At 41.2% G+C, this 19872-nt stretch carries 24 protein-coding genes and 1 pseudogene; all 25 read right to left on the bottom strand.

Annotated elements, in window-relative coordinates; all coding sequences use genetic code 11:
* Positions 1-212 precede the first annotated feature (212 nt).
* The 25 genes and pseudogenes from D1155_RS16150 to D1155_RS14330 all read right to left on the bottom strand — a co-directional run bounded on the left by D1155_RS16150 (position 213) and on the right by D1155_RS14330 (position 19871).
* Entirely contained in the window at positions 213-953 is a 741-nt protein-coding gene (locus D1155_RS16150) for a DUF4143 domain-containing protein (protein ID WP_347560997.1), read from the bottom strand.
* Entirely contained in the window at positions 887-1438 is a 552-nt protein-coding gene (locus tag D1155_RS16145) for an AAA family ATPase (protein ID WP_347561003.1), read from the bottom strand. Before D1155_RS16145 ends, D1155_RS16150 begins: the two co-directional genes overlap by 67 nt.
* Before the next feature lie 245 nt (positions 1439-1683).
* A complete protein-coding gene (locus D1155_RS14430; protein ID WP_160203122.1) occupies positions 1684-2097 on the bottom strand; it encodes a DUF3788 domain-containing protein in 414 nt (137 codons plus the stop codon).
* 79 nt (positions 2098-2176) lie between these two features.
* On the bottom strand, positions 2177-2800 hold the full coding sequence (locus D1155_RS14425; RefSeq protein WP_160203121.1) for a TetR/AcrR family transcriptional regulator: 624 nt from the start codon (positions 2798-2800) through the stop codon (positions 2177-2179).
* A gap of 126 nt (positions 2801-2926) precedes the next feature.
* Complete coding sequence (locus D1155_RS14420; RefSeq protein WP_160203120.1) at positions 2927-3379, bottom strand: hypothetical protein; 453 nt, start codon at positions 3377-3379, stop codon at positions 2927-2929.
* 426 nt (positions 3380-3805) lie between these two features.
* A complete protein-coding gene (locus D1155_RS14415) occupies positions 3806-4051 on the bottom strand; it encodes an MFS transporter (protein ID WP_160203119.1) in 246 nt (81 codons plus the stop codon).
* A 253-nt stretch (positions 4052-4304) separates the two neighbouring features.
* Positions 4305-5750, bottom strand: coding sequence for an MFS transporter (locus D1155_RS14410; RefSeq protein ID WP_160203118.1), 1446 nt, complete (start codon positions 5748-5750; stop codon positions 4305-4307).
* A gap of 2 nt (positions 5751-5752) precedes the next feature.
* On the bottom strand, positions 5753-7252 hold the full coding sequence (locus tag D1155_RS14405) for an aldehyde dehydrogenase family protein (protein WP_160203117.1): 1500 nt from the start codon (positions 7250-7252) through the stop codon (positions 5753-5755).
* A 45-nt stretch (positions 7253-7297) separates the two neighbouring features.
* Positions 7298-8464, bottom strand: a complete 1167-nt coding sequence (locus D1155_RS14400; RefSeq protein ID WP_160203116.1) for an amidohydrolase — start codon at positions 8462-8464, stop codon at positions 7298-7300.
* Positions 8461-9516: an SUMF1/EgtB/PvdO family nonheme iron enzyme gene (locus tag D1155_RS14395; RefSeq protein ID WP_160203115.1), complete on the bottom strand. Its 1056-nt coding sequence runs from the start codon at positions 9514-9516 to the stop codon at positions 8461-8463. Before D1155_RS14395 ends, D1155_RS14400 begins: the two co-directional genes overlap by 4 nt.
* A 595-nt stretch (positions 9517-10111) precedes the next feature.
* Positions 10112-10981, bottom strand: a complete 870-nt coding sequence (locus D1155_RS14390) for a KilA-N domain-containing protein (RefSeq protein ID WP_160203114.1) — start codon at positions 10979-10981, stop codon at positions 10112-10114.
* Between the two features lie 277 nt (positions 10982-11258).
* A complete protein-coding gene (locus D1155_RS16140; RefSeq protein WP_347561002.1) occupies positions 11259-11540 on the bottom strand; it encodes a hypothetical protein in 282 nt (93 codons plus the stop codon).
* Positions 11500-12117 carry a KilA-N domain-containing protein gene (locus D1155_RS14385; protein ID WP_347561001.1) on the bottom strand — a complete coding sequence of 206 codons (618 nt, stop codon included), beginning with the start codon at positions 12115-12117 and terminating at the stop codon, positions 11500-11502. Before D1155_RS14385 ends, D1155_RS16140 begins: the two co-directional genes overlap by 41 nt.
* Positions 12118-12145: 28 nt before the next feature.
* Positions 12146-12886, bottom strand: a complete 741-nt coding sequence (locus D1155_RS14380) for a hypothetical protein (RefSeq protein WP_160203113.1) — start codon at positions 12884-12886, stop codon at positions 12146-12148.
* A gap of 483 nt (positions 12887-13369) precedes the next feature.
* Positions 13370-13840 carry a GNAT family N-acetyltransferase gene (locus tag D1155_RS14375; protein WP_160203112.1) on the bottom strand — a complete coding sequence of 157 codons (471 nt, stop codon included), beginning with the start codon at positions 13838-13840 and terminating at the stop codon, positions 13370-13372.
* A 42-nt stretch (positions 13841-13882) separates the two neighbouring features.
* The gene (locus D1155_RS14370; RefSeq protein WP_160203111.1) at positions 13883-14668 is read right to left on the bottom strand and encodes a class I SAM-dependent methyltransferase; all 786 of its coding nucleotides are present in this window, start codon (positions 14666-14668) and stop codon (positions 13883-13885) included.
* Positions 14669-14737: 69 nt separating this feature from the next.
* Positions 14738-14935, bottom strand: a complete 198-nt coding sequence (locus D1155_RS14365; protein ID WP_160203110.1) for a hypothetical protein — start codon at positions 14933-14935, stop codon at positions 14738-14740.
* Between the two features lie 42 nt (positions 14936-14977).
* A complete protein-coding gene (locus D1155_RS14360; RefSeq protein WP_160203109.1) occupies positions 14978-15427 on the bottom strand; it encodes a SufBD protein in 450 nt (149 codons plus the stop codon).
* Between the two features lie 36 nt (positions 15428-15463).
* Positions 15464-16003, bottom strand: coding sequence for a DUF1697 domain-containing protein (locus tag D1155_RS14355; RefSeq protein ID WP_160203108.1), 540 nt, complete (start codon positions 16001-16003; stop codon positions 15464-15466).
* A 54-nt stretch (positions 16004-16057) separates the two neighbouring features.
* Positions 16058-16471 carry a DUF3788 domain-containing protein gene (locus D1155_RS14350; RefSeq protein WP_160203107.1) on the bottom strand — a complete coding sequence of 138 codons (414 nt, stop codon included), beginning with the start codon at positions 16469-16471 and terminating at the stop codon, positions 16058-16060.
* A 149-nt stretch (positions 16472-16620) separates the two neighbouring features.
* Positions 16621-16996: pseudogene (locus tag D1155_RS14345) on the bottom strand (TnpV protein).
* A gap of 8 nt (positions 16997-17004) precedes the next feature.
* Complete coding sequence (locus tag D1155_RS14340; protein WP_160203106.1) at positions 17005-18162, bottom strand: plasmid recombination protein; 1158 nt, start codon at positions 18160-18162, stop codon at positions 17005-17007.
* 267 nt (positions 18163-18429) lie between these two features.
* Positions 18430-19404, bottom strand: coding sequence for an AAA family ATPase (locus D1155_RS14335; protein WP_160203105.1), 975 nt, complete (start codon positions 19402-19404; stop codon positions 18430-18432).
* Positions 19397-19546: a hypothetical protein gene (locus D1155_RS15625; RefSeq protein ID WP_160203104.1), complete on the bottom strand. Its 150-nt coding sequence runs from the start codon at positions 19544-19546 to the stop codon at positions 19397-19399. The genes D1155_RS14335 and D1155_RS15625 overlap by 8 nt, the downstream gene beginning before the upstream one ends.
* A complete protein-coding gene (locus D1155_RS14330) occupies positions 19536-19871 on the bottom strand; it encodes a hypothetical protein (protein WP_160203103.1) in 336 nt (111 codons plus the stop codon). Before D1155_RS14330 ends, D1155_RS15625 begins: the two co-directional genes overlap by 11 nt.
* Between the last annotated feature and the right edge of the window lies 1 nt (position 19872).

Below are 19872 nucleotides of genomic sequence, written 5' to 3'. Positions count from 1 at the left end.
CTTGTCGTCTCGAATAAACAAATTCTTCCCATCGGCTTCCGGATAAGGCAATTCCAGTTTGGAAGCCTCTTCCATATGATACACCGCCTTGTGCTCTATAATCTCATGCCGGATATTCTTCATTTTTAAATATGCATAGATGTCTTGTTTCTGCATTGTCATAGCAATCTCCGTTTTGTGTTCTCATTCCTGTATATTCGATACCAGGCGATTTAAATCAACCACACTGGCACAATATAGTTTTCCCTGTCAATTGCGCTCAAATTTGGTTTCATACAAATCACCGCGCCTTTTCCCCGCGGAACAGAAGCCCCATCCAGCAGTGAAAATACTTTCGTCAATTCTGTTCCGGGATTTGCAGTCTTCTTAATCTCAATCGGATGCAGCACGCCGTCACGTTCCAGTACGATGTCGATTTCCTTTGCATCCTTATCCCGGTAATAGTACATAAATGGTTCTCTCCCGCAATTTAAGTAAGACTTTGCAATTTCTGAAACTACATAGTTCTCCAGCATTGCGCCGTTCATCGCACCGCTTTCTAAGGTTTCCGCACTGCTCCACTTTGTCAGATAGCAGACAAGCCCCGTATCATAAAAATATAGCTTCGGCTTTTTCACCAAACGCTTCAGCAGATTGTTGGAGTACGGATGTAGATAGAAAATGATTCCCAAAGTTTCCAAAATTGTAAGCCACGCCTTCGCCTGGATTTGATTGATGTCCGCGTCCTGCGCAATTTCTGCCACATTAAGCATCTGTCCGCTTCTCGCCGCCACTGCCGTCATAAATCTTAAAAACTTCAGCGAATCCACTGCAACTGAAAGGCCTTTCACATCCCGTTCAATATAAGTATTCAAATAGCTGCTGTAAAAAATATTGCTGTTACGATTCAAGCCACTGATGATTGCCGGCATGGATCCCTGATAAATCCGCTGAAAGATGGCTTGAACATCCATTTCTTCCCGCTCTTTCTCTCTCTCTCCTTCAAACAGTCAAAATCCAATTGAAAAGGCGTTATCTCACCGCCGCATATCTCTGCCTGAGAAAGAGGCGTTAAAGAGAGCAATGCTACTCTGCCCGCCAAAGATTCCTGTATCCCATCCATTAATTTGAATGCCTGCGACCCTGCCAGCCAAAAATCGCCCGGCATGTGGTATTGATCCACATGAATTTTGATATACGTAAAAAGCTCCGGTGCATACTGCACTTCATCAATCAGCACCGGCGGTTTATGCAGCTGTAAAAACAATTCCGGGTCTGTTTTTGCGATGCTTCTCTCCTGCAAATCGTCTAACGTGACATAGCTTCGCTCAGTTCCCTCCATCAGTTTCTGCAGCATAGTAGTCTTCCCAACCTGTCTCGGTCCCGTAACCAAAACGACCGGATACTCCTTTGTCACTTCCAGAACTACGGCTTCCAAATTCCGCTTTATATATCTCATGTCCATGCCTCCCTGCTGTAAATAAAATAATGCGCCATCAAAAATTCGGCTAAAATCTATTACAATTATATTTTAGCCGAAATCCGATAGAGTTACAAGGATTTTAAATTTTTTCTTTTTGTTCACTTTACAGCAGCAAATCCTTCTTGCAGAATTTCACCGACCCGGCAAAATAGCATACAATTGCGATTACCGCCAGAATCACCATGCCAGAAATAAATCTTGTATCCACACTTTATGAATCGTTACTTCCGGTTCGGTTTTCTTTTCATCGCCAGCAATTTCATATAGTCATCAAATTCAGCAGTATCGGTTGGTTCAAACATTACCCATTTTCCATCGCGATAGGTTTTCGCCTCATCATATTGTCTGCAAACGGCGGAAGAAAGAGTGTCTCTTATTTCTTCAAATTTTATTCTTTCATCTTTTCCAAAGATAATCATAAAACCAACACAGTTCCTTTTTGCATACAGGCAGCAAAGTGTTTTACCACCTCTACGATATTTATACTCGTAGATCCAATTCTTACCGCCAGTATTCCATAATCGCTCCATTTCGTATTTTTCGTCAATCGCCGTACATAACTTTTGCCAGACTTCAAACAAGGATTGTCCAAGCAATTCAGTCATCGTCGATTCAGATGGTATATTTTCAAGCATTGTATCCCCTCCGTTTGAAACTTTATTTTTTCCACTTATATTGATACCTCTATAGCGCTTTCTCCCTATTCGCAAGAAATTACTTGAATTCCTGCGGTTTCAGTCCCAAATAGGTTAAAAACAACTGCAAATTCTGTCTGGAAATCTTCTGTTTTTTCTCCTCATCATCCATAAAGTCCACAGCCGTTCCAAGACCACTAACCAAACAAAACAGGATTTCCGCGGCTTCCCCCGAATCTGAAATAGGAATTCCTTTGTATTTCACAAAATAATCCAGCCTTTCTTGAAATACCAATTTAAGCTCCGTCTGATGGCGGTAAAACTTCTCTCTTGCGGCGCTGTCTCGAAGCGCCAGATTATAACAAACGTAATACGCCCTGAGGTGCGAGACCTCATCCGCGCTTTCGTAGTTCAAAAACATTTCCTCCAGAAAGTCCGCAAACTCTATCTCTCCATCAGCATTCTCGTTCTCCTTTATAGACTGAATGCTCTTTTCCTTGCATACGGAAAGAACGTAATCCACCGCTTCATCGACCAATTCTTCCTTATTTTTAAAATAGTAAAAAATCAAGCTAGCTGGAATGCTGAGATGCTTCGCCAGCTTTGCGATAGAAACATTCTCCAGTCCATGATCTGCAATTAACTCGCTGAATCCCTGTAAGATGTCAAGCCTTTTCTGCTGATGTTGTTCTTCTTTTCTCATATTACACTTCCTCTCCTTTATTACAATACCCGATTTCCCCTAAAACTGTCAAGGGGAAAGCAAAAGCCCTGCAGCCGAAGATTGCTTCGCTGTCAGGACTTTTATTTTCGCTTTTAAGGAACGCTTTTACTTTTGAGGTTCAGCTTTTTCAGCGTTTATTTTCTTGTATTCTCTTGCCAGAAGCAATGTGCAGACTATCATAACAACCGCGCCAAATGCCTCCATGGTGAAAATGAAAGTGTAACCTGCAATATCACCATATTTGTCAAGCATGTGTCCGCATACATTGAATAACCATGCGTCCGTAGAATAGCCCATTGCCGAAGCGATGCCTATGGCAGTTCCGACGTACGACACAGGAATCTTCGCTTCAGAGAATGGAGTATAAACGGTAGTTGAATTCAGATAAGCAAACCCAGTTATCAAAACTGCAACAACAAGAAGCGCCTTAAACAAAGACGGCTCTTTCGGCAAAAGGATAACGACAATCGTAAAAATCAGAACCGCCGTACTTGCTACCAGAGCAACATTTTTCGACTTTCCCTGTTTATCAATAATTGCGCCCCCAATCGGACCCATGACCAAATTCATGCCGTTTCTTAATGTCGAAGTAATAACTACAGCGGTTGCAATACCAATTCCTTACACATCTGTCATCAACGGATTTAAATAAGGAATGATGGAACGAACCATGAAACATCCCCATGTAAAGAATACGATGTACCATACCGCTGGTATTTTCAATACTTTACCAATCAATCTGAAATCAACTCTGTTCTCATCCCCAAGATCAACTTTTCTTTCTGTATCGTAAGGTACAATCAGCCAGCTAAGAATCCCTGCTACAAGAATTACGACTGCGTATACGCGAAGACCTCCGCGGAATCCTCTTAACTGCTGCTAAAATGACATATGTACTGCAAAGACCTATCCCTCCCCATACGGAATTGAAAAAGCCAAACAAACGCCCCTGTTCTTCATCACTGCCCAGACATTTTATCATCTCTAAAAACGCCCCCAGTGCATGCAGGTTTTGGTTACACCGAACATCGCATAGATAGCTGCCAGCATCCCATAGGAATGAGACCTCGATAAAACAATACCCCGGCCGCCAGTTAAAATCGTAGATACGAAAACTAATTTTTTCGGATTGAATTTATCCGCCAGCCAGCCGCCCAGCAGATATCCCGGTACTGCAGTCAGTCCAAAGAACGGCAGAATTGATCCAACCCGACCATCTGTGACCCCCAAAAGCCTCTAAAAAGCGATTGTAAAAATCATAACACATATATGGGATTAAATATACCAAACATGTCATCGCAAGAATCACAATCCATAAATACTTTTTCAGCATAGATGCATTTACAAGAAACTGTGAAAAAAGTCTGTAAATTACCTTCTATGGTAATTTGGAACTATGAAACCTTTGGAATTTCAATAGTTCTTAGTTGAAAATAATATAATGTCAAGGACTCCTTTCGAGAAAGGAGTCCTTGTATGCTTTTCATCTGTTTTGTGATAATAATTTTTCAAATCCTTCTGTTGAATACGGTTTTCCCGCCTTTTTCAGTTCACTCGCTTCGGTAAGGGCAAGGATATGTTCCTTTTTCACACGGTACAAGAGACATGCAACAACCAGAACCCCGGAGATGACTGCCGGAATCAGTCCGAAAATCTTCTGCATTCCGCCGACCATGTCTTCTGTAATTACCTCGGAAGTCGGATCCACGTTGAACAAAGTCATCAGTATTCCGTTGAGCCACATACCCACTGCTACGCCGACCTTTGTCATAAAAGCACAGATGGAAACCATAAAACCCTCACAGTTTTTGCCGGTTTTAAATTCATAAAGCGCAGAAACGTCAAAATTCATAGCGTAAATGTCAATCCAAAATACCGATGAGGTCAAATTCAGTATTACATTTACGATTGCAAATACCACCAGAGACGGCGCAGTAAGCCAGCATACCAGTGAAGAAATTACCATAAGTACGAAAGACCACAACAAAACTTCCTTCTTACCGAATTTCACAATTAGTCCCCCAACAGGCGTAATGAGGAGCAGTGAAATCAGCAGCGAAGCACTCTGCGCGACAGATGACTGTGCCATGGTAAGACCGCAGCTGTACAGAGAATAGTAGAGCAGCGAGCTGTTCGCAATGCCCAGGTATAAATTATAAACCAGTCCAATGATAATCAGAATGCGGTAATCGTGCATTTTCAGCAGACCTTTCAGCGCCTGCATTAATTCTCCTTTGTTGTGGCTGTCCGAAAGTTTTTCGCCGGATTCAGCAGTTTCCGGCTGCTTCAGCTCTTTTCCGCGCATAGCCACAGCAACACACATGAAGGTGACTGTACTGATAAGACCCATTGCCGCACCGACAATTCTCCAAATGAACGCATCAGCGTAACCGCTTCCTGCCATGTAGTCTACAAACTGAAGGAGGCCAAATGAAAGCACCATCTGTCCCAGATTGGAGAACAACAAAACGGAAGTACGCATTTTCGTTTTTACATCATAATTCTCTGTAATCTCTGTCGCCATCGCCACATAAGGAATGTCGACCATGGTAAAAAACATCCAGAACGCTATATTGACCAGGATAAAGAAAGCGACTTTGCCGGCGCCGGATAAAGGTACATCATTATACAAAAGAAATACACTGAGTCCCAGCGGAATCGCGCCAAATAAGATAAACGTTCCTCTTTTTCCGAAGTTCTTCCAGCCTTTGCAGCGGTCTGAAAGGTATCCGATAATCGGATCTGATACCGCATCCCACATGACAGCGATTAACGAAATCGTTCCTGCTGCCGCCGGTTTGATTCCCGCTACACTTGTCAGGAAAAAGATAAAGAACATATAAAACAGGTTATATGCGATATCCTCGCCGATACCGCCTATCCCATAGAGTACAACATCTTTCATTCCACTTGCGCTTTTCTGTTTCATTTCTATACCTCCTGGGTATCATCCAGGCCTTCAAACCAGCCTGATCTCATTGGGTTCATTTTTAAATTAATCTGTTTCAGCACGGTATACTCCTCCAGTCCGGCGATGCCGCCGTCGAGGCACATTCCGCTCTGTCCATGTGGACTTACAGGCACAGCCGGTGTATATTCCATAAAAGTATTCGCCCATAAAATTCCAGTATTTATCTGGTTGCACACTCTGAGCATTCTGCCCATGTCAGAAGTAAACACCGCGCCGGCAAGACCATAACGCGTATCATTGGCGATGGCAATTGCCTCATTTTCGTCCTTAAAGGTCTGCACCGTCAGCACCGGTCCAAAGATTTCTTCTTTTACGATGCGCATATCGGATTTGCAGTTTACGAATACCGTCGGCTCAACGAAGTATCCTTTGGCAAATTCACCCTCTACGATGCGGTTACCGCCGATTAAAAGCGCTGCGCCTTCTTTCTTTCCGATTTCTATGTAGTCCAGCACGCGCTTCATCTGACCTTCTGAAACCATCGGGCCAAATTCTGATGCCGGGTCAAGAGGCATACCAATTCGAATCTTCGGCACTCGTTCCTTCAGCATTTCACATACGCGGTCATATACGCTTTCCTGCACCAGCAGTCTGGAACCTGCAACACATACCTGACCCTGACTCAAAAAGATGCCGAACATCAATCTGTCCACAGCTGCGTCCAGATCCCCGTCCTCAAAGATGATAAACGGAGACTTTCCGCCCAGTTCCATCGCACAGCGTTTTATGCTCTTGCCGGACTTTTCGATAATATCTTTTCCGGTCTGGGTGCTTCCTGTAAACACAATTTTAGCGACGTCTTCGCTTTCCGCTATCACTGTGCCCAGCTCCTGCCCCGGTCCCAAAATCAGGTTAATGCTGCCTGCCGGAAAGCCTGCGTCTTCCATCGCCTGAAAAACCATAGCTGTCGCAGCTGGCGATATGGACGATGGTTTTACCACTACCGTGTTTCCTGCAGCAAGCGCCGGCGCCATACCGCCTGCCATGGTTCCTATGGAATAGTTCCAAGGGGCAATCACAGCACAAACCCCCAAAGGCTCTCTCAGCGTCATTGTAATTAAATCGCCGTTTCCGCCTGCCGCTTCTCCTTTCAGTTCCCTGACAAGTCCTGCACAATAGCGGAAAGTGCCTGCTACTGCATACGGATCGTCATACCGGGTTTCTTTGTACACACGCCCCACGCTGTTAGATTCTGCAATCGCCAGCTCCTCGGCGCGTTCTTCAATCAGATCAGCTGCTTTATTCAGAAGTTCCGCTCTTTCTTCCGGCAAAAGCTGCCGCCACTGTGATCCCGGCTCAAATGCCTTTCTCGCTGCAGCGATTGCCCTTTTCGCATCTGCAGCTGTTCCTTCCTCTGCTTCCGCAGCAACCTGACCGTTTGCTGGATTGATCAGCTCGCGGTAGGCGCCGGTGCTGGAAGAAACCCATTCTCCGTCAATATACATTTTAATTCGTTCCATATTTTTTCCTTCTTTCCGGCATCTGCAAAATGCCTCAAAGCTTTATTAAATCTGCTGCCACAGACTTCCATCAGAGTAAACCGGCTTTCCGTCTACAATAGTAAGCACCGCTTTTGCATCTGTAGTACGCAGAGGGTTTCCAGCAAAGAGAACCATATCCGCGTCCTTGCCCGGCTGCAGGCTTCCGCATCGATCCGAAACGCCCAGTATTTCCGCCGGTGTAAGGGTGATAGCCCGCCATGCAGCCTCCTCAGCAAGACCTGCTCCTACAGCTAACGCTGCGCACAGCGATAAGTGCTTGAGCGGAATGATATAAGCATCCGTAACAATAGCAAAGGCAACGCCCTTTTCCTGCAAAATTCTTGCGGTTGAAAAGCTGGTATTTTTCAGTTCGTACTTTACCTTTCCTCCAAAAGTCGGTCCGAGAAAAACCGGATATCCGGCTTCTGCCAGTTCATCTGCAATCAAATGTCCTTCGGTGCAGTGATCCAAGGTTAGTTTTACACCAAATTCCTCAGCAATTCTAATGGAAGTAAAAATATCGTCCGCCCGATGGGCATGTGCTTTCAGCGGGATTTCTCCGGACAGCACCGGCAGCAGGGATTCCAGTTTAAAATCAAAGGCTTGGCTCTCGCCTTTTTCTTTTTTCTCCTTGTACTGCTTCGCCTCATACAGAGTCTTCCGCAAAAGCCCCGCAATCCCCATTCTGGTAAAAGGCGCTTTGCCATCCTTGCCATAGCAGGATTTTGGATTTTCTCCAAAAGCAACCTTCATGGCGGCAGGTTCTCTCACCACCATTTGGTCAATTCGATTTCCTGCTGTCTTTACCAGCGCAAACTGTCCGCCGATGACATTGGCGCTGCCTGGTCCAATCATTGCCAGGGTCACGCCGCCTTCCAGCGCCTCATAAAATTCCGGCGTCATAGGATTGATTCCGTCGATGGCACGCAGATGGGGTGTAATGGGATCGTTGATTTCATTGACATCATCACCTTCAAATCCAATGCCTTCCTCCAGAATCCCTGTATGGCAGTGCCCGTCAATCAAACCCGGTGTAAGCAGATATCCAGAGGCGTCAATGACTTCTGTCTGTTCATCCGCAGGCAAATCCGTTCCCATATCAAGAATCTTCTTTCCGTCAATCAACAGATTCCCGGTAAAATCCTCCCGCCACATGCTCTTAATCTGCGCGTTTTTTATCATTAATTTCATGATGATTCCTCCGATTCCTCTATATAGCAGCACCGAAATCCTACATCAAAGTAGCGATCCTCCGCCTGCATATAGAATCCATAGGCTAAAATACCCGCCATTTCTCGATTGACCCAGTAACCGCCGCGAATCGGATAGCGAACGCCCTCTGTCACAGCCCAACCCGCATCAGTGTGATGACCTGCGTCGCCGGAAGGGATCAGACACAGCTGCTGCAAAAGATTTCCCGATTCACATAAGTCCGTTTCCCAGGTCAGTTCACTGAACGGCGCCAGGATTTCCTGGTTTGCATCCTTTTTGCGCATTTCGGCAGCCGTAAAACGAACCCCTTCTTCTTTAGCGCCTTCTGTCATGGATAATGCTCTGTCACCGGATTCTTTTAAGGTCAAATCATCTGCGCAGATTTGGCTCCACGGCGCGCTTTCTAGGGTGTATCTGGCTGCGTCATTGTCGGCTACACATTCCAAAACACCATCGTGAAGCCGTAGTCCCGCTGTCATCTCCCAAATGTTTCCGTTAAGGTCAAAGATGCCTGCAAGCGTTCCATCGTGAGACCAGGATGCCGGGCCGCTGCCGCAGCCTACCCGCATAGGCGGTCCCTTCTCGCCTTCCGGTACAACTCCATGGAGAGATACCACGGTACCATGCTCGTGGGGCTTATCCCAAGCTTTCCCGCCATCGTTATTTCCCCTTGGCAGGGTTTCGTTTTTCAGACACCACAGCGCAATGGCCGCCCACTCGGCGCTGGTCATCAAATGCCAGCCCTTGCCTTTGTTTCTGCAAAATCTTTCTGCTTCCTCAATGGAATACAGTACCGCCGGATCCTCCCCGGGAAGACTGCATGCACGCTCGCTGCGTACCACATTCTGATACTTGCTGATATAGATGCATTCCTTTTCCTCTCCATCTACGATGAATGCCGGGTGAACTAAGTCCGGCGCTCCATCGATGACATCGGAAAGCCGAAACTTTGGAATCCGTACCATAACACTCTCTTGATTCAGGTCATCGTACAAAACCACATTGTTTCCTGTCAAATTCAGCTGCTTCATATCCGCTCCTTTCTTTTATCATAGAGCAATGGAAAACATTTTTGTCGTTTTTTTGATTGAACGTTCAATAAATATTTTATAGCACAAATTTTCAGATTTGTCAATGCGGAAGTTGTTGTATGGCAAGGCAAGCCCATGAAAAGAGTTTGCAGCCATTGGACCTGACAAAAGTTTCGTTTTTGTAGGATTTTGTCAGCAACATAGAAATGTAAAACCATGCAAAACCTTTTCATGCGCTCACCATGCCAAGAAGGATTTGCTCACAAAAAAACTTGCCGATATCCAGCTTTATATCTGAATATCAGCAAGAGTTTTGAAAATACCATTCGTGTAACAAATTTACTTGCAAACCCGTATGACCACTGGTTTTCTTCAACTTGCCATCTTATTCGAACTCGACTTTTCCTAACTAACACCATTTAGTATTTATTCTCTGCCGAGTTTATATATCTTTCAACTATATAATATATTAATATAATCGTTCCTATATCAGATAATATTATTGTTTCGTTACCACCGTTAATAGGGCTTGCTCTGTAACTGCGGATAATAGCTATATGTTCCAGGTTAAATTATAAGTGGTTTTATTATAAAATCAACTGATTGCTTCCGTATCTTCAATGAGATTTTTCTTTAGTGCTTCAATCGAATCTTGGTTCTTTTTCAAAAGTTCTAACTGCCTGTAGGCCTTTTCCCTTAATATTTTTAGCCTCTCGATTTTAGGTACTTCCTGCCTTATTAAATCAGCATTGGTATCTTCCAGATTGATAAGAACAACCAATTCCTCTGCTGAAGCAAAATCTCTAATATTAGGTGTTTTTCCGCTTATCCCCCTTTCGTTTCTCCATTGTGCCGCCGTTTTTCCAAACAAGGCCATATTAAGAATATCTGCTTCTGAAGCATATGTATATGACATCTCCTGTGGAGATAATGTTGGCGTTATCAAAAATTCCTTCACCGCATCCGTATGGATACGATAATTTATTTTTGAAAGTTCCCTTTTTACATCCCATCCAATCGCTAATCTGTTTGCTTCGTCTTTCTTTAATCGCTGATAGTCCTTGATAATATAGAGTTTAAATTCTGGAGAAATCCACGAAGCAAATTCAAAAGCAATATCTGTATGAGCATAAGTGCCTCCATATCTCCCCGATTTTGATATAATACCGATTGCATCTGTTGCTTTTATCCATTGCTGCGGTGTCAATGTAAACGCATTATCTCCCGACTTTGCTTTAAACCTATCGAATTCGATAGGTTTAAAATTAGGATTGTGGATTTGTTCCCACAAACCCAAAAACGAAATTGTGGAATGATTGCGCATCCAGTTCGCAACCACAATAAAAGCATTGTCCGGATTTTTATATTTTGCGATATCCGTCAGTGAAATATAAGCGTCCTCATTAACAACATCGCCCATTACTCTGATTTCTGTTCCGTTAGCGTCTATTTTCATATTTCTCATACATCTCCCCCTTCTTTCTACATCATGCTTGCCCAAATACCATATTGATTCCGATTAAATATTTCATCATTCGAACTCGACTTTTCCTAACTGATTTTGTTTAGGAATTATTCTCTATTGAGTATGTATATCTTTTGATTATATGATATATCCATATTATCCTGCCTATATGAGCTAATGTTATCATTTTGTTATCGGTGTTGATAATACTTGCTCTGTAACTGCGGATAATAGCTATATGCTATGATCTAAATTATAAGCGATTTTGCTAAGAAAATCAACCGGTTGTTTCCGTATCTTCAATCAGATTTTTCTTCAATGCATTAAGAGTTTCTTGGTTCTTTTTCAAAAGTTCAAGCTGCCTATATGCCTTTTCTCTTAATATCTTTAATCGTTCAATGTTAGATAACCCTTGCCTTATCAAATCTGCATTGGTATCTTCCAAATTGATAAGTACAACTAATTCCTCTGCCGAAGCAAAATCTCTGATATTAGGTATTTTTCCGCTTATTCCCTTTTCATTTCTCCATTGTGCCGCTGTTTTGCCAAACAAAGCCATATTCTTCGGTTGCATATGTATAAGCCATTTCCTGCGGAGATAATGTTGGTGTTATCAGAAATTCCTTTACCGCATCTGTATGAATACGATAATTTATTTTTGAAAGTTCCCTCTTAGCATCCCATCCAATCGCTAATCGGTTCGCTTCATCTTTCTTTAATCGCTGATAGTCCTTAATAATATAGAGCTTGAATTCTGGTGAAATCCAAGACGCAAACTCAAAGGCTATATCTGTATGGGCATATGTACCGCCGTATCGTCCCGATTTTGATATAATACCGATTGCATCTGTTGCTTTTATCCACTGTTGCGGTGTCAATGTAAATGCATTATCTCCCGACTTCGCTTTAAACCTATCGAATTCGATAGGTTTAAAATTGGGATTATGAATCTGCTCCCACAAACCCAAAAACAAGATTGTCGAATGGTTACGCATCCAGTTCGCAACCACGATAAAAGCATTGTCTGGATTTTTATATTTAGCAATATCCGTAAGAGAAATATAGGCATTCTCATTAACAACATCGCCCCTCACTCTGATTTTTGTTCCATTGGCATCTATTTTCATGTTTTTCATATTAAACTTTTCCTTATATTCATTTCAATTATTCTCCTATACTTTCTTTACTCAATATAATATTTTTAGATATTTCCGATAAAGTAGTTTCTCTTAATTTTTCATTCTCTATTTTATTTGCAATTAAATTTGCCAATAAAAGATTATTACTTTCTGCAAATTTTGCATGAAATTTTACAGCCGCTTCAATATTTTTTGTATACATTTTTATAAAAACTGCACCAACAAAATCTGCTATAACTCCACTTAAACTGCCTATACACAACAAAACTTTATCTGCATTCAAAGACATATACATATACAAACTTGCCGCCACTATCAACATTCCAAATATAACCATCATGATGCCAAGTGCAGATAGAAATTTTGTTTGAGTTAAATTCATATCATAGTATCTCATTAACTCTTTTTGATTCATTCTAAACATTTTTTCTGCGCGCAGTTCTTTCTGTTCGAGAGCTATTTCCGAAAATTCTTTTTCTTCTTTACGAGCATCTTCATCTAATTTTTCAATTTTTTTCGATTCTTTAAAATCAAAGAAACAACTTACAGATGCCATAAAGCAAATAAATGCAAGAAATCCAACTATATACACCAACATCTGTCCAATTGGAAATTCAAATATTTTGATATATATTTGATACGCAAGGAATGCTAAAATTAATCCAAATACAAGACCCCCTATCACGCCATTTCTATCTTTTTCTGATTTATTCTGTTGTTTTTTCTCACTACTATTGTTTTTATTGTTTTCTTGTTCTTCACTCATTACTTATATATCCTTTCCTTTGTAATTATAAAAACACTGGAACCCAACTTCTTAAATAAATACAAATAAAACATATTATCTGATAATCCAAGAAACTTTCCACCAATCGTATAAGATGATATAATTTCTCTTTCTTAAACCCTCTATAAATTATAACAACAACTCTAACTGTGCAAAAACAACTATATGCATGGCTCACATTATAAATAATTTTGTTTACAGCATCAAGCATTATTTAACTCTCTTTATTTTTCATCGTCTCCAATCACTTCCTTTAGCACAGATTATCCCTTATATGACAGCATATACAACAGGCGCTCTTGCAGCAGTTTCTCTGGATTGTGTTCCAATTCTATTATCGCTTTTATTTCCTCTTTAGCCTTATACGGAATAGTATTATTATTCTCAACAATCTTTTTTTAAACTTCCTTTACCGCCTTTTCACCTAAATTACCAGCCATTTACACAACTCCCCTTATCACATTACAACCGACAAACCATGATGTATTCTTCTTCATTTTCGCCAATGACCTCAAAACCTACTTTCCGATACATACAAACTGCATAATTTGCCTTTTGCACAAAAAGAGATGTCTGCTTATATCCTTTTTCTCTCAGAAATTGCAGCATAGCTCCCATAAGCGCTGTACCAATGCCTAAATTCCTGTATTCCTCATACAGTGATATGGCAAATGAGGGCGTTTTATCATCAATATGCCCGTAATCATTCATAATACGAGCCCATACCGCACCCACAATCTTCTCTTTTATTTCCACAACGAAACACCAATCATCCGCTTTTCCAAAATCCTTAATATATACTTGCAGCTCTGGCCGTTCGATAATAGATTTTGGCGGCTTGTCCATGCCCTCTGGAATAAAAATTGCTTCATACAGAAAATCAGATAATATTGGATATTCATTTTTTTTAATTTCTCGAATTTTATAATCCATGTCTATGTAAAACCTCACATATTTCAATTCAACAAACGGAATTTAATGCTTTTTAAGCTCTGCAATAGCAGCATAATGTAAAATATCAAATTCATTCGGCGCAATTTGTTCAAGGAGCGTCATATGCTCTTGTTCCCACATCGAAATTTCTTTCTCGGTAAGTGAAGCGCCGATTCCACGGCAAGCCTTCATTCTTCCAATCCAACTTTCACGGGTAAACGGTATTCTTAGAGTAAATTCTTCATGATATGCAAGCTTAAAGTTTTCTTTGTAGCAATCTGGTATGTCTATTTGGTGTTTCGTTTCTCCTGCGCCACTCCAATCTGGATTATATTTCAATACGAGTTTTTCACTGGCTCCTGCAATCTTATCCTCAAATGGCAGCCATGCCATATATAAAACAAGAATGCTTCCCCCTGGTCTAAGCATATGATAAAACTTAGGCATAACAGTTTCATGGTTGAAATACCAAAAACACTGGCATGCTGTAATTACATCAAAAGAGTTGTCAGGAAAACTTATATCCTCTATTGATACAACATGATAATCTATATCCATACCCTTTGAAAGAATTTTCGCTTGTTTGATCTGGTTTTCTGAAATATCCGCAGCCGTCCACTTCGCCCCATACTGGTACATATTTCTAGGAAGAACCCCTGTTCCCGTTCCAATATCAAGGACTGATTGTCCGTCCAGGCATAATTTACGGTCAATAATTCTTTGATAAAACTCTTGTGGATAAATGTCACGGAATTTCGCATAATCTAAAGATGTTTTCCCCCAGTCAAAGGGTTTTCCGCTATCTATATCTCTGTTTATTATCTTCATATCATTCCTTCCTCAACCCCGATTTTTCTCTGTATACAGCTTCCCGATAAACAAGAATTGACAGTATTGTTAAATCAGCTCTAAAGCTCTTTTATATAGTGGGTCTAAATCACAACCACAACTTCCACATTTTTCGTTTGCCTGTTTAAATGCTGATATTAAAGTATCTTTATCAGCTTTTCCATCTAACCATTGTTGTGCGGGAATAGATATTAAATCCCAACCAGATGCAACAAACTTCTCCATAATAGATTTTAATTCTCCCATAATATTACTCCTTTCAAATTAGCAAATGTCGATTTGTCATTTTTATAATTTTTTTATTTCCTTCAACGCTTTCTGAATGTCCTTATAAACCAATGGTTGCATACTATAATCATAAATAGATATATTAGCTTTATTAAGCGCGGAAAGAATATCATTTTTCAATTCTGGCTTATGTTTTGCAATAATCGGCAGCAACTTAATACACTGTCTGGCAGTAATGGGTTTAACATCTGTTATGTGTTTCAAATATTCATCTATAATTTCATCAACCTTATACTCTTTATCCCATTTTGCATTATAGGCAAGCAGTGTAAGCCCCCTTGTGCAAATATAAGAATTGTCACTATCAAGCATATCACTTAATCTATCTATAAAAGGATAAACACAATCCGTTTCTTCACTTTCTTTTTGCAATTCTTGTAATGCTTTGTAAGCAACATTATTATTTTTATCAAACAATAATTCAAATGTTTCCTCTATATTGCCTAACATAAACTCCTCCTTCACAAGTTAGAATTGGAAAAGTGATTACATATCGACTATTTTTCTAACAGTGTTTGCTGTCCTTATTGTTAGTTTAGTACTGATATTGGCGCTTGCCGTCTTAGACCACCAGTTCGTTTTTTGATAATCTTTTCTACTAAAAGACCAGAATACCGCCTCGTTATAATTCTCTATTTTCTCTAAACCTTCTTTAGGCTCTCCAATCTCATTATATACCTCTGCGAATGTAGTGGGTGGCATAATAAAGATTAGATTGTCATAGATTTCCTTATTATCGTTTCCCCACCAGTCGGGCGCATTGTGCAAAATCTCATCAAGTTCGTCTCTTAATATGACAAAAACAGGAATATCTAAAGCAAACTGTTTTTTTATCATTATCTCAATCTGTTTTGTAACTCCCTCTGTATCACCTTTTTCACTCGAAAAAAGCACATTACCACTGTTCAAATATGTCTTAACCCCTCCAAACTGCAGCTTTTCAAACTCTTTCTTTAATTCCGCCATCGGTACTTTGTTTTTACCGCTTATATTGATACCTCTTAATAATGCAACGTATCTTTTCATATCCACAAGCTCCTCTGCATATTCTAAATTTATATAAATCCTACCAAAAAGTTGCTACTTCCTGTTTGGCTTTCTCTTAATTCCTAATAATTTTATAAAATCATGAAACATTGATGTATCGGTCGGTTCAAACATTACCCATTTACCATCACGGTAAGTTTGTGCTTCATCATAGATTTTTTGAACTTGTTCCGAATAATTATTTCGTTCCGTTTCAAATTTTGCTCTCTCATCTTTTCCAAATATAATCATAAAACCTATACAATTTTCTCTTGCATATAATGCACACAATGTTTTACCACCTCGGCGGTATTTATACTCATAATTCCATGCTTTACCTCCTTTATTCCACTGACATTCCATTTCGTATTTTTCATCAATTAAAATACACAACTTATTCCATACATCATATAAAGATTGTCCGATTAAAGCAGTCATTTCTTCTTCGTTAGGTATCGTATCAAGCATATTAGCCCTCCTATATAATATAATTCCCGATTTCTCAGTCTAATTTCTTTTTCTAAGTATACAAAAAATTATAAGATTTTTCAATTCCCCGAACTGCTTTTGCTTAACTAAGCAGCACTCTCACATACCGCAGAAGCGCCACTTATCGCTTATGAATAGATAAATTCGCTCTCCACAACTTCCCTCACACAAGCTTTAATATTATTCATTTTTTAAACCCATAAAAGCTGATTTTCTGCCTTTAACTGCTCCGTCACTTCCTGCCTGTCGGCATATTCTTTTACCAGCCGAAAAAACATATCCTCTGCCTGTTTATCTACGCTTGCGAGGTATTCATTCAGCCTGCCGCTTGTCAGCAGATTGAGATAAATGAACTGCTTATGCTCTTTGAGATACTGCAAATGCCTTTGCCCCCATAAGCCTATCGGCTTTTTTTTCGGGAGGTAATGCAAGCTCTGGGAGATAATAGTCACCTTGCTTTGCATACCAGAGACCGTTGTTTTCGTCATAAATCCTGTTTTCCATAATGTTTCCTACCTTTCCTCTTTATTGTTTTTAAAGCGCTTTCCACGCTGTTTTGATTGCTGTATCACTTTTGCCTGCTCTAAAAGATTGTCTATCTGCTTACTTCCAAATGCCTTGCGGAGCTGCTTATAATCTTTGTTTTTCGCACGGAGGTTTTCATTTTCCCCTGCCAGTTTCTCATTGGTTCTCCTTAATCCGTCATTCTCACGGTGGAGATTGCTGTTTGTAACATTCAGCCAATAGTAGCTGTCCCACGCTTCAAAGCACCTTATAAGAGCTGTTTTAACAAGCGATTTCAGCTTTTGTAACAAAGGCTCTGCCACTTTATTTTTATATGATTTTGCAGACATGAACCCCTGCGGCTCTGGCAACTGGTATTCTGGGGAAGTGTCAAGCACTTGTTCCAAAGTTTTTAGGTTTTTCATGCCTTTGTCGTAATTCTCCACCCTGTCCGACAATACTTGAAATTCCTCTTTTTTCTCTGAAATCTGTCCCTCAAGCTGGATGACCTCTTTTTCCCGCCCCTGCTTTTTGTAATCAAGAACAGATAAATGTTTCTCATGCGTACCTTTATGCTCCCATTCAATGCCATGCCGCCCCATCACAGCGGCAAGGTTTTCTTTTTCGGACTGTACCCACTGGCTCCACTCCGTATCGCCACGGGAGCCGCCTTGGAATCCCTGCGCCGCTAATGCCTGTTTTAGAGATACCCTCGTATCAAGTCCACGCTTGCTGCCAGTCGTGAATGGGACAAAGTCAATGTGCAGATGCGGCGTTGGTTCATCCATATGGATATGAGCGGAAAATACATAAAGATTAGGGTTTCTCTCTTGAAATCCATGATAATATTCATCTAAAATCTGCCTTGCAAGCTGTCCGTTTTCACTTCCAGCACTCATATTTTCCTTATCGCCAATCTGTAAAATCAGTTCATGGAACGGCTTTTCCTGCTTTGAGTTCCGTATCTTCTCGTAATAATCGGCAATGCGGCGGTCTGCCCTTGTCTGTTTCTCATTATATCTCTGTAATGCTTCATCAAATAGCTTATGATATACTTTCTTGATATTCTCATTACAGTAATCTACATTGAGGTGGGAGCGTTCAGCATCCACATTTTCAGCCTTGAATTTACGGCTGTTATGGTTGACCGAGCCTTTCCCCACCATTGCGCTAATCGTCCGTCTTATAAAATCACACCCTTTCTTTTCGGCTGGTAGGCTTTGTTACTTTCCCGAAAGTAACGCAAAAGCACTTTTGTCGGCTGTGCCAACAAAAATGCAACCTGCAAGCAGGTTTTGCGCTCTCCGAGGGGCGAGGGCGGCTTTTTGTAAAAAGCCCCCTGCACCCCGCAAAAACTTTAATTTTGCTCACTCCCAACCGAAAAAGAACATTGCAAGATTGCACTTGTCCTAAACATATGCAATGTTGCAACCTTAACAGTTGCTCGCTTCTTTTTCTTCGGGAAGTTCCCAATACCACCCATTGCCTTCCTTTATTGACTTAACGCCGAGAGATTTTTTTGCTTCGTCAAGCACTCTTTTTGAGATGCCGATATTCTGTGCTTTCTTTAATATAAACTGCTGTTGGCATTTCCCATCAGACAGGCAATCCATGATTAATTTCTCTGCTTGTTCGGATTTCTTTTCACGGCTAATGCCGTTTAATAAATCATCAATGGAAATATCATAATGACCTTTCCACACAAATCCAGTTTCTTTATTCAGTTCAAAAGCAATAGGCTCACCTTCAGGCGCAAGGGAAGATTTTTCATGCGCAACTACCCGCACTTCCTTGTTTTCCTTGAGCCTGCCGACAATGAGTACGCTTCGTGCCGTTGCTTGGAAATCAATTGAGCCAAGCCCTCTGTAATTTGCTTTGCCGCCCTGTACTTTATTCAAGTGTCCGACAAGGATAACGGCGCACCCATATTTTTCTGCTACCCGTCCTAACTGCGAAAGAACATTGCGGACTTCGTTTGCCCTGTTCATATCAATTTGAGCGCCGATATACGCTTGTACGGGGTCTAAAATAATTACCTTTGCGCCCGTTTCAATAATTGCCTGTTCAATTCTTTCATCAAGCATTGAGAGCGCAGCTTCCGACTCGTCAATCACCTTGATTTGCGTACAGTCTGCATTGGCTGCAAGCAGACGGGGCTTAATTGTGTCGCCAAGTCCATCCTCTGCGGTTTGGTAAATAATTTTTATCGGCTCACGCTCCGTATCATCACAAGGCAGTTTATCTCCCCTTGATAAGATAGAAGCTAGCTGTAAAATCATCATTGTTTTCCCATCGCCGGGGTCGCCGTGGACAATGGTTATCTTCCCATAAGGAATATACGGATACCAAAGCCACTCGACCTCAGTAGCAAGTATTTCGTCCATATTCAAAATTTTAAGCTCAGCCATTATAGCCACCGCCTTTTTCTATGAAAAGATTGAATTTTGTGGTTTTTAGGGTTATACTATTACTACTACATTTTTGAATTGGCTGCTCCGTATCTGCGCCAACAGATACAACATGGGCAGCCATTTCTTTTTTATTCGCCATCTTCACTTTCTCCTTTCAGCCCGCCAAGGATAACGGCAATCAGCTCGATTGTGTCAAGCAATTCTTCATTTACACCCTCACCCGCTTCAATCCTCTGCAATTCTGCAAGAACGGCAGCAAGCTCATTGCGGAGTGCCTTATACACCCTCGGATTGCCCTGCACGACCACGTCTTGGCATAAGAGCCGCCTTGTGATATAGTCCTGCTTGGTAAGCCCCGAAAGCCGCACCGCTTTGTCAATCCGCTCATTTTCTTCGGGAGATACCCGAAAAGCAACAGTTTTATTTCTCCATCGGTTGCAGTTATCTAAGTTCTTATTCGACATA

It is taken from the genome of Anaerotruncus sp. 80, assembly GCF_009936115.1.
Taxonomy (GTDB): Bacteria; Bacillota; Clostridia; order Peptostreptococcales; family Anaerovoracaceae; genus Senimuribacter; species Senimuribacter intestinalis.
This window is presented reverse-complemented; position numbering and strand designations above follow the sequence as displayed.

Bases quoted from the DNA above. Each gene is read 5' to 3' on its own strand.
- D1155_RS14335 (WP_160203105.1), bottom strand. From the start codon at position 19,404: ATGGCTGAGCTTAAAATTTTGAATATGGACGAAATACTTGCTACTGAG.
- D1155_RS14420 (WP_160203120.1), bottom strand. From the start codon at position 3,379: ATGGGTCCGATTGGGGGCGCAATTATTGATAAACAGGGAAAGTCGAAA.
- D1155_RS14380 (WP_160203113.1), bottom strand. From the start codon at position 12,886: ATGAGTGAAGAACAAGAAAACAATAAAAACAATAGTAGTGAGAAAAAA.
- D1155_RS14385 (WP_347561001.1), bottom strand. From the start codon at position 12,117: ATGAAAAACATGAAAATAGATGCCAATGGAACAAAAATCAGAGTGAGG.
- D1155_RS16140 (WP_347561002.1), bottom strand. From the start codon at position 11,540: ATGGCTTTGTTTGGCAAAACAGCGGCACAATGGAGAAATGAAAAGGGA.
- D1155_RS14425 (WP_160203121.1), bottom strand. From the start codon at position 2,800: ATGAGAAAAGAAGAACAACATCAGCAGAAAAGGCTTGACATCTTACAG.
- D1155_RS14390 (WP_160203114.1), bottom strand. From the start codon at position 10,981: ATGAGAAATATGAAAATAGACGCTAACGGAACAGAAATCAGAGTAATG.
- D1155_RS14355 (WP_160203108.1), bottom strand. From the start codon at position 16,003: ATGAAAAGATACGTTGCATTATTAAGAGGTATCAATATAAGCGGTAAA.
- D1155_RS14405 (WP_160203117.1), bottom strand. From the start codon at position 7,252: ATGGAACGAATTAAAATGTATATTGACGGAGAATGGGTTTCTTCCAGC.
- D1155_RS14330 (WP_160203103.1), bottom strand. From the start codon at position 19,871: ATGTCGAATAAGAACTTAGATAACTGCAACCGATGGAGAAATAAAACT.
- D1155_RS14410 (WP_160203118.1), bottom strand. From the start codon at position 5,750: ATGAAACAGAAAAGCGCAAGTGGAATGAAAGATGTTGTACTCTATGGG.
- D1155_RS14340 (WP_160203106.1), bottom strand. From the start codon at position 18,162: ATGGTGGGGAAAGGCTCGGTCAACCATAACAGCCGTAAATTCAAGGCT.
- D1155_RS14375 (WP_160203112.1), bottom strand. From the start codon at position 13,840: ATGGATTATAAAATTCGAGAAATTAAAAAAAATGAATATCCAATATTA.
- D1155_RS14350 (WP_160203107.1), bottom strand. From the start codon at position 16,471: ATGCTTGATACGATACCTAACGAAGAAGAAATGACTGCTTTAATCGGA.
- D1155_RS14430 (WP_160203122.1), bottom strand. From the start codon at position 2,097: ATGCTTGAAAATATACCATCTGAATCGACGATGACTGAATTGCTTGGA.
- D1155_RS14395 (WP_160203115.1), bottom strand. From the start codon at position 9,516: ATGAAGCAGCTGAATTTGACAGGAAACAATGTGGTTTTGTACGATGAC.
- D1155_RS15625 (WP_160203104.1), bottom strand. From the start codon at position 19,546: ATGGCGAATAAAAAAGAAATGGCTGCCCATGTTGTATCTGTTGGCGCA.
- D1155_RS16145 (WP_347561003.1), bottom strand. From the start codon at position 1,438: ATGAGATATATAAAGCGGAATTTGGAAGCCGTAGTTCTGGAAGTGACA.
- D1155_RS14400 (WP_160203116.1), bottom strand. From the start codon at position 8,464: ATGAAATTAATGATAAAAAACGCGCAGATTAAGAGCATGTGGCGGGAG.
- D1155_RS14370 (WP_160203111.1), bottom strand. From the start codon at position 14,668: ATGAAGATAATAAACAGAGATATAGATAGCGGAAAACCCTTTGACTGG.
- D1155_RS14365 (WP_160203110.1), bottom strand. From the start codon at position 14,935: ATGGGAGAATTAAAATCTATTATGGAGAAGTTTGTTGCATCTGGTTGG.
- D1155_RS14360 (WP_160203109.1), bottom strand. From the start codon at position 15,427: ATGTTAGGCAATATAGAGGAAACATTTGAATTATTGTTTGATAAAAAT.
- D1155_RS16150 (WP_347560997.1), bottom strand. From the start codon at position 953: ATGGATGTTCAAGCCATCTTTCAGCGGATTTATCAGGGATCCATGCCG.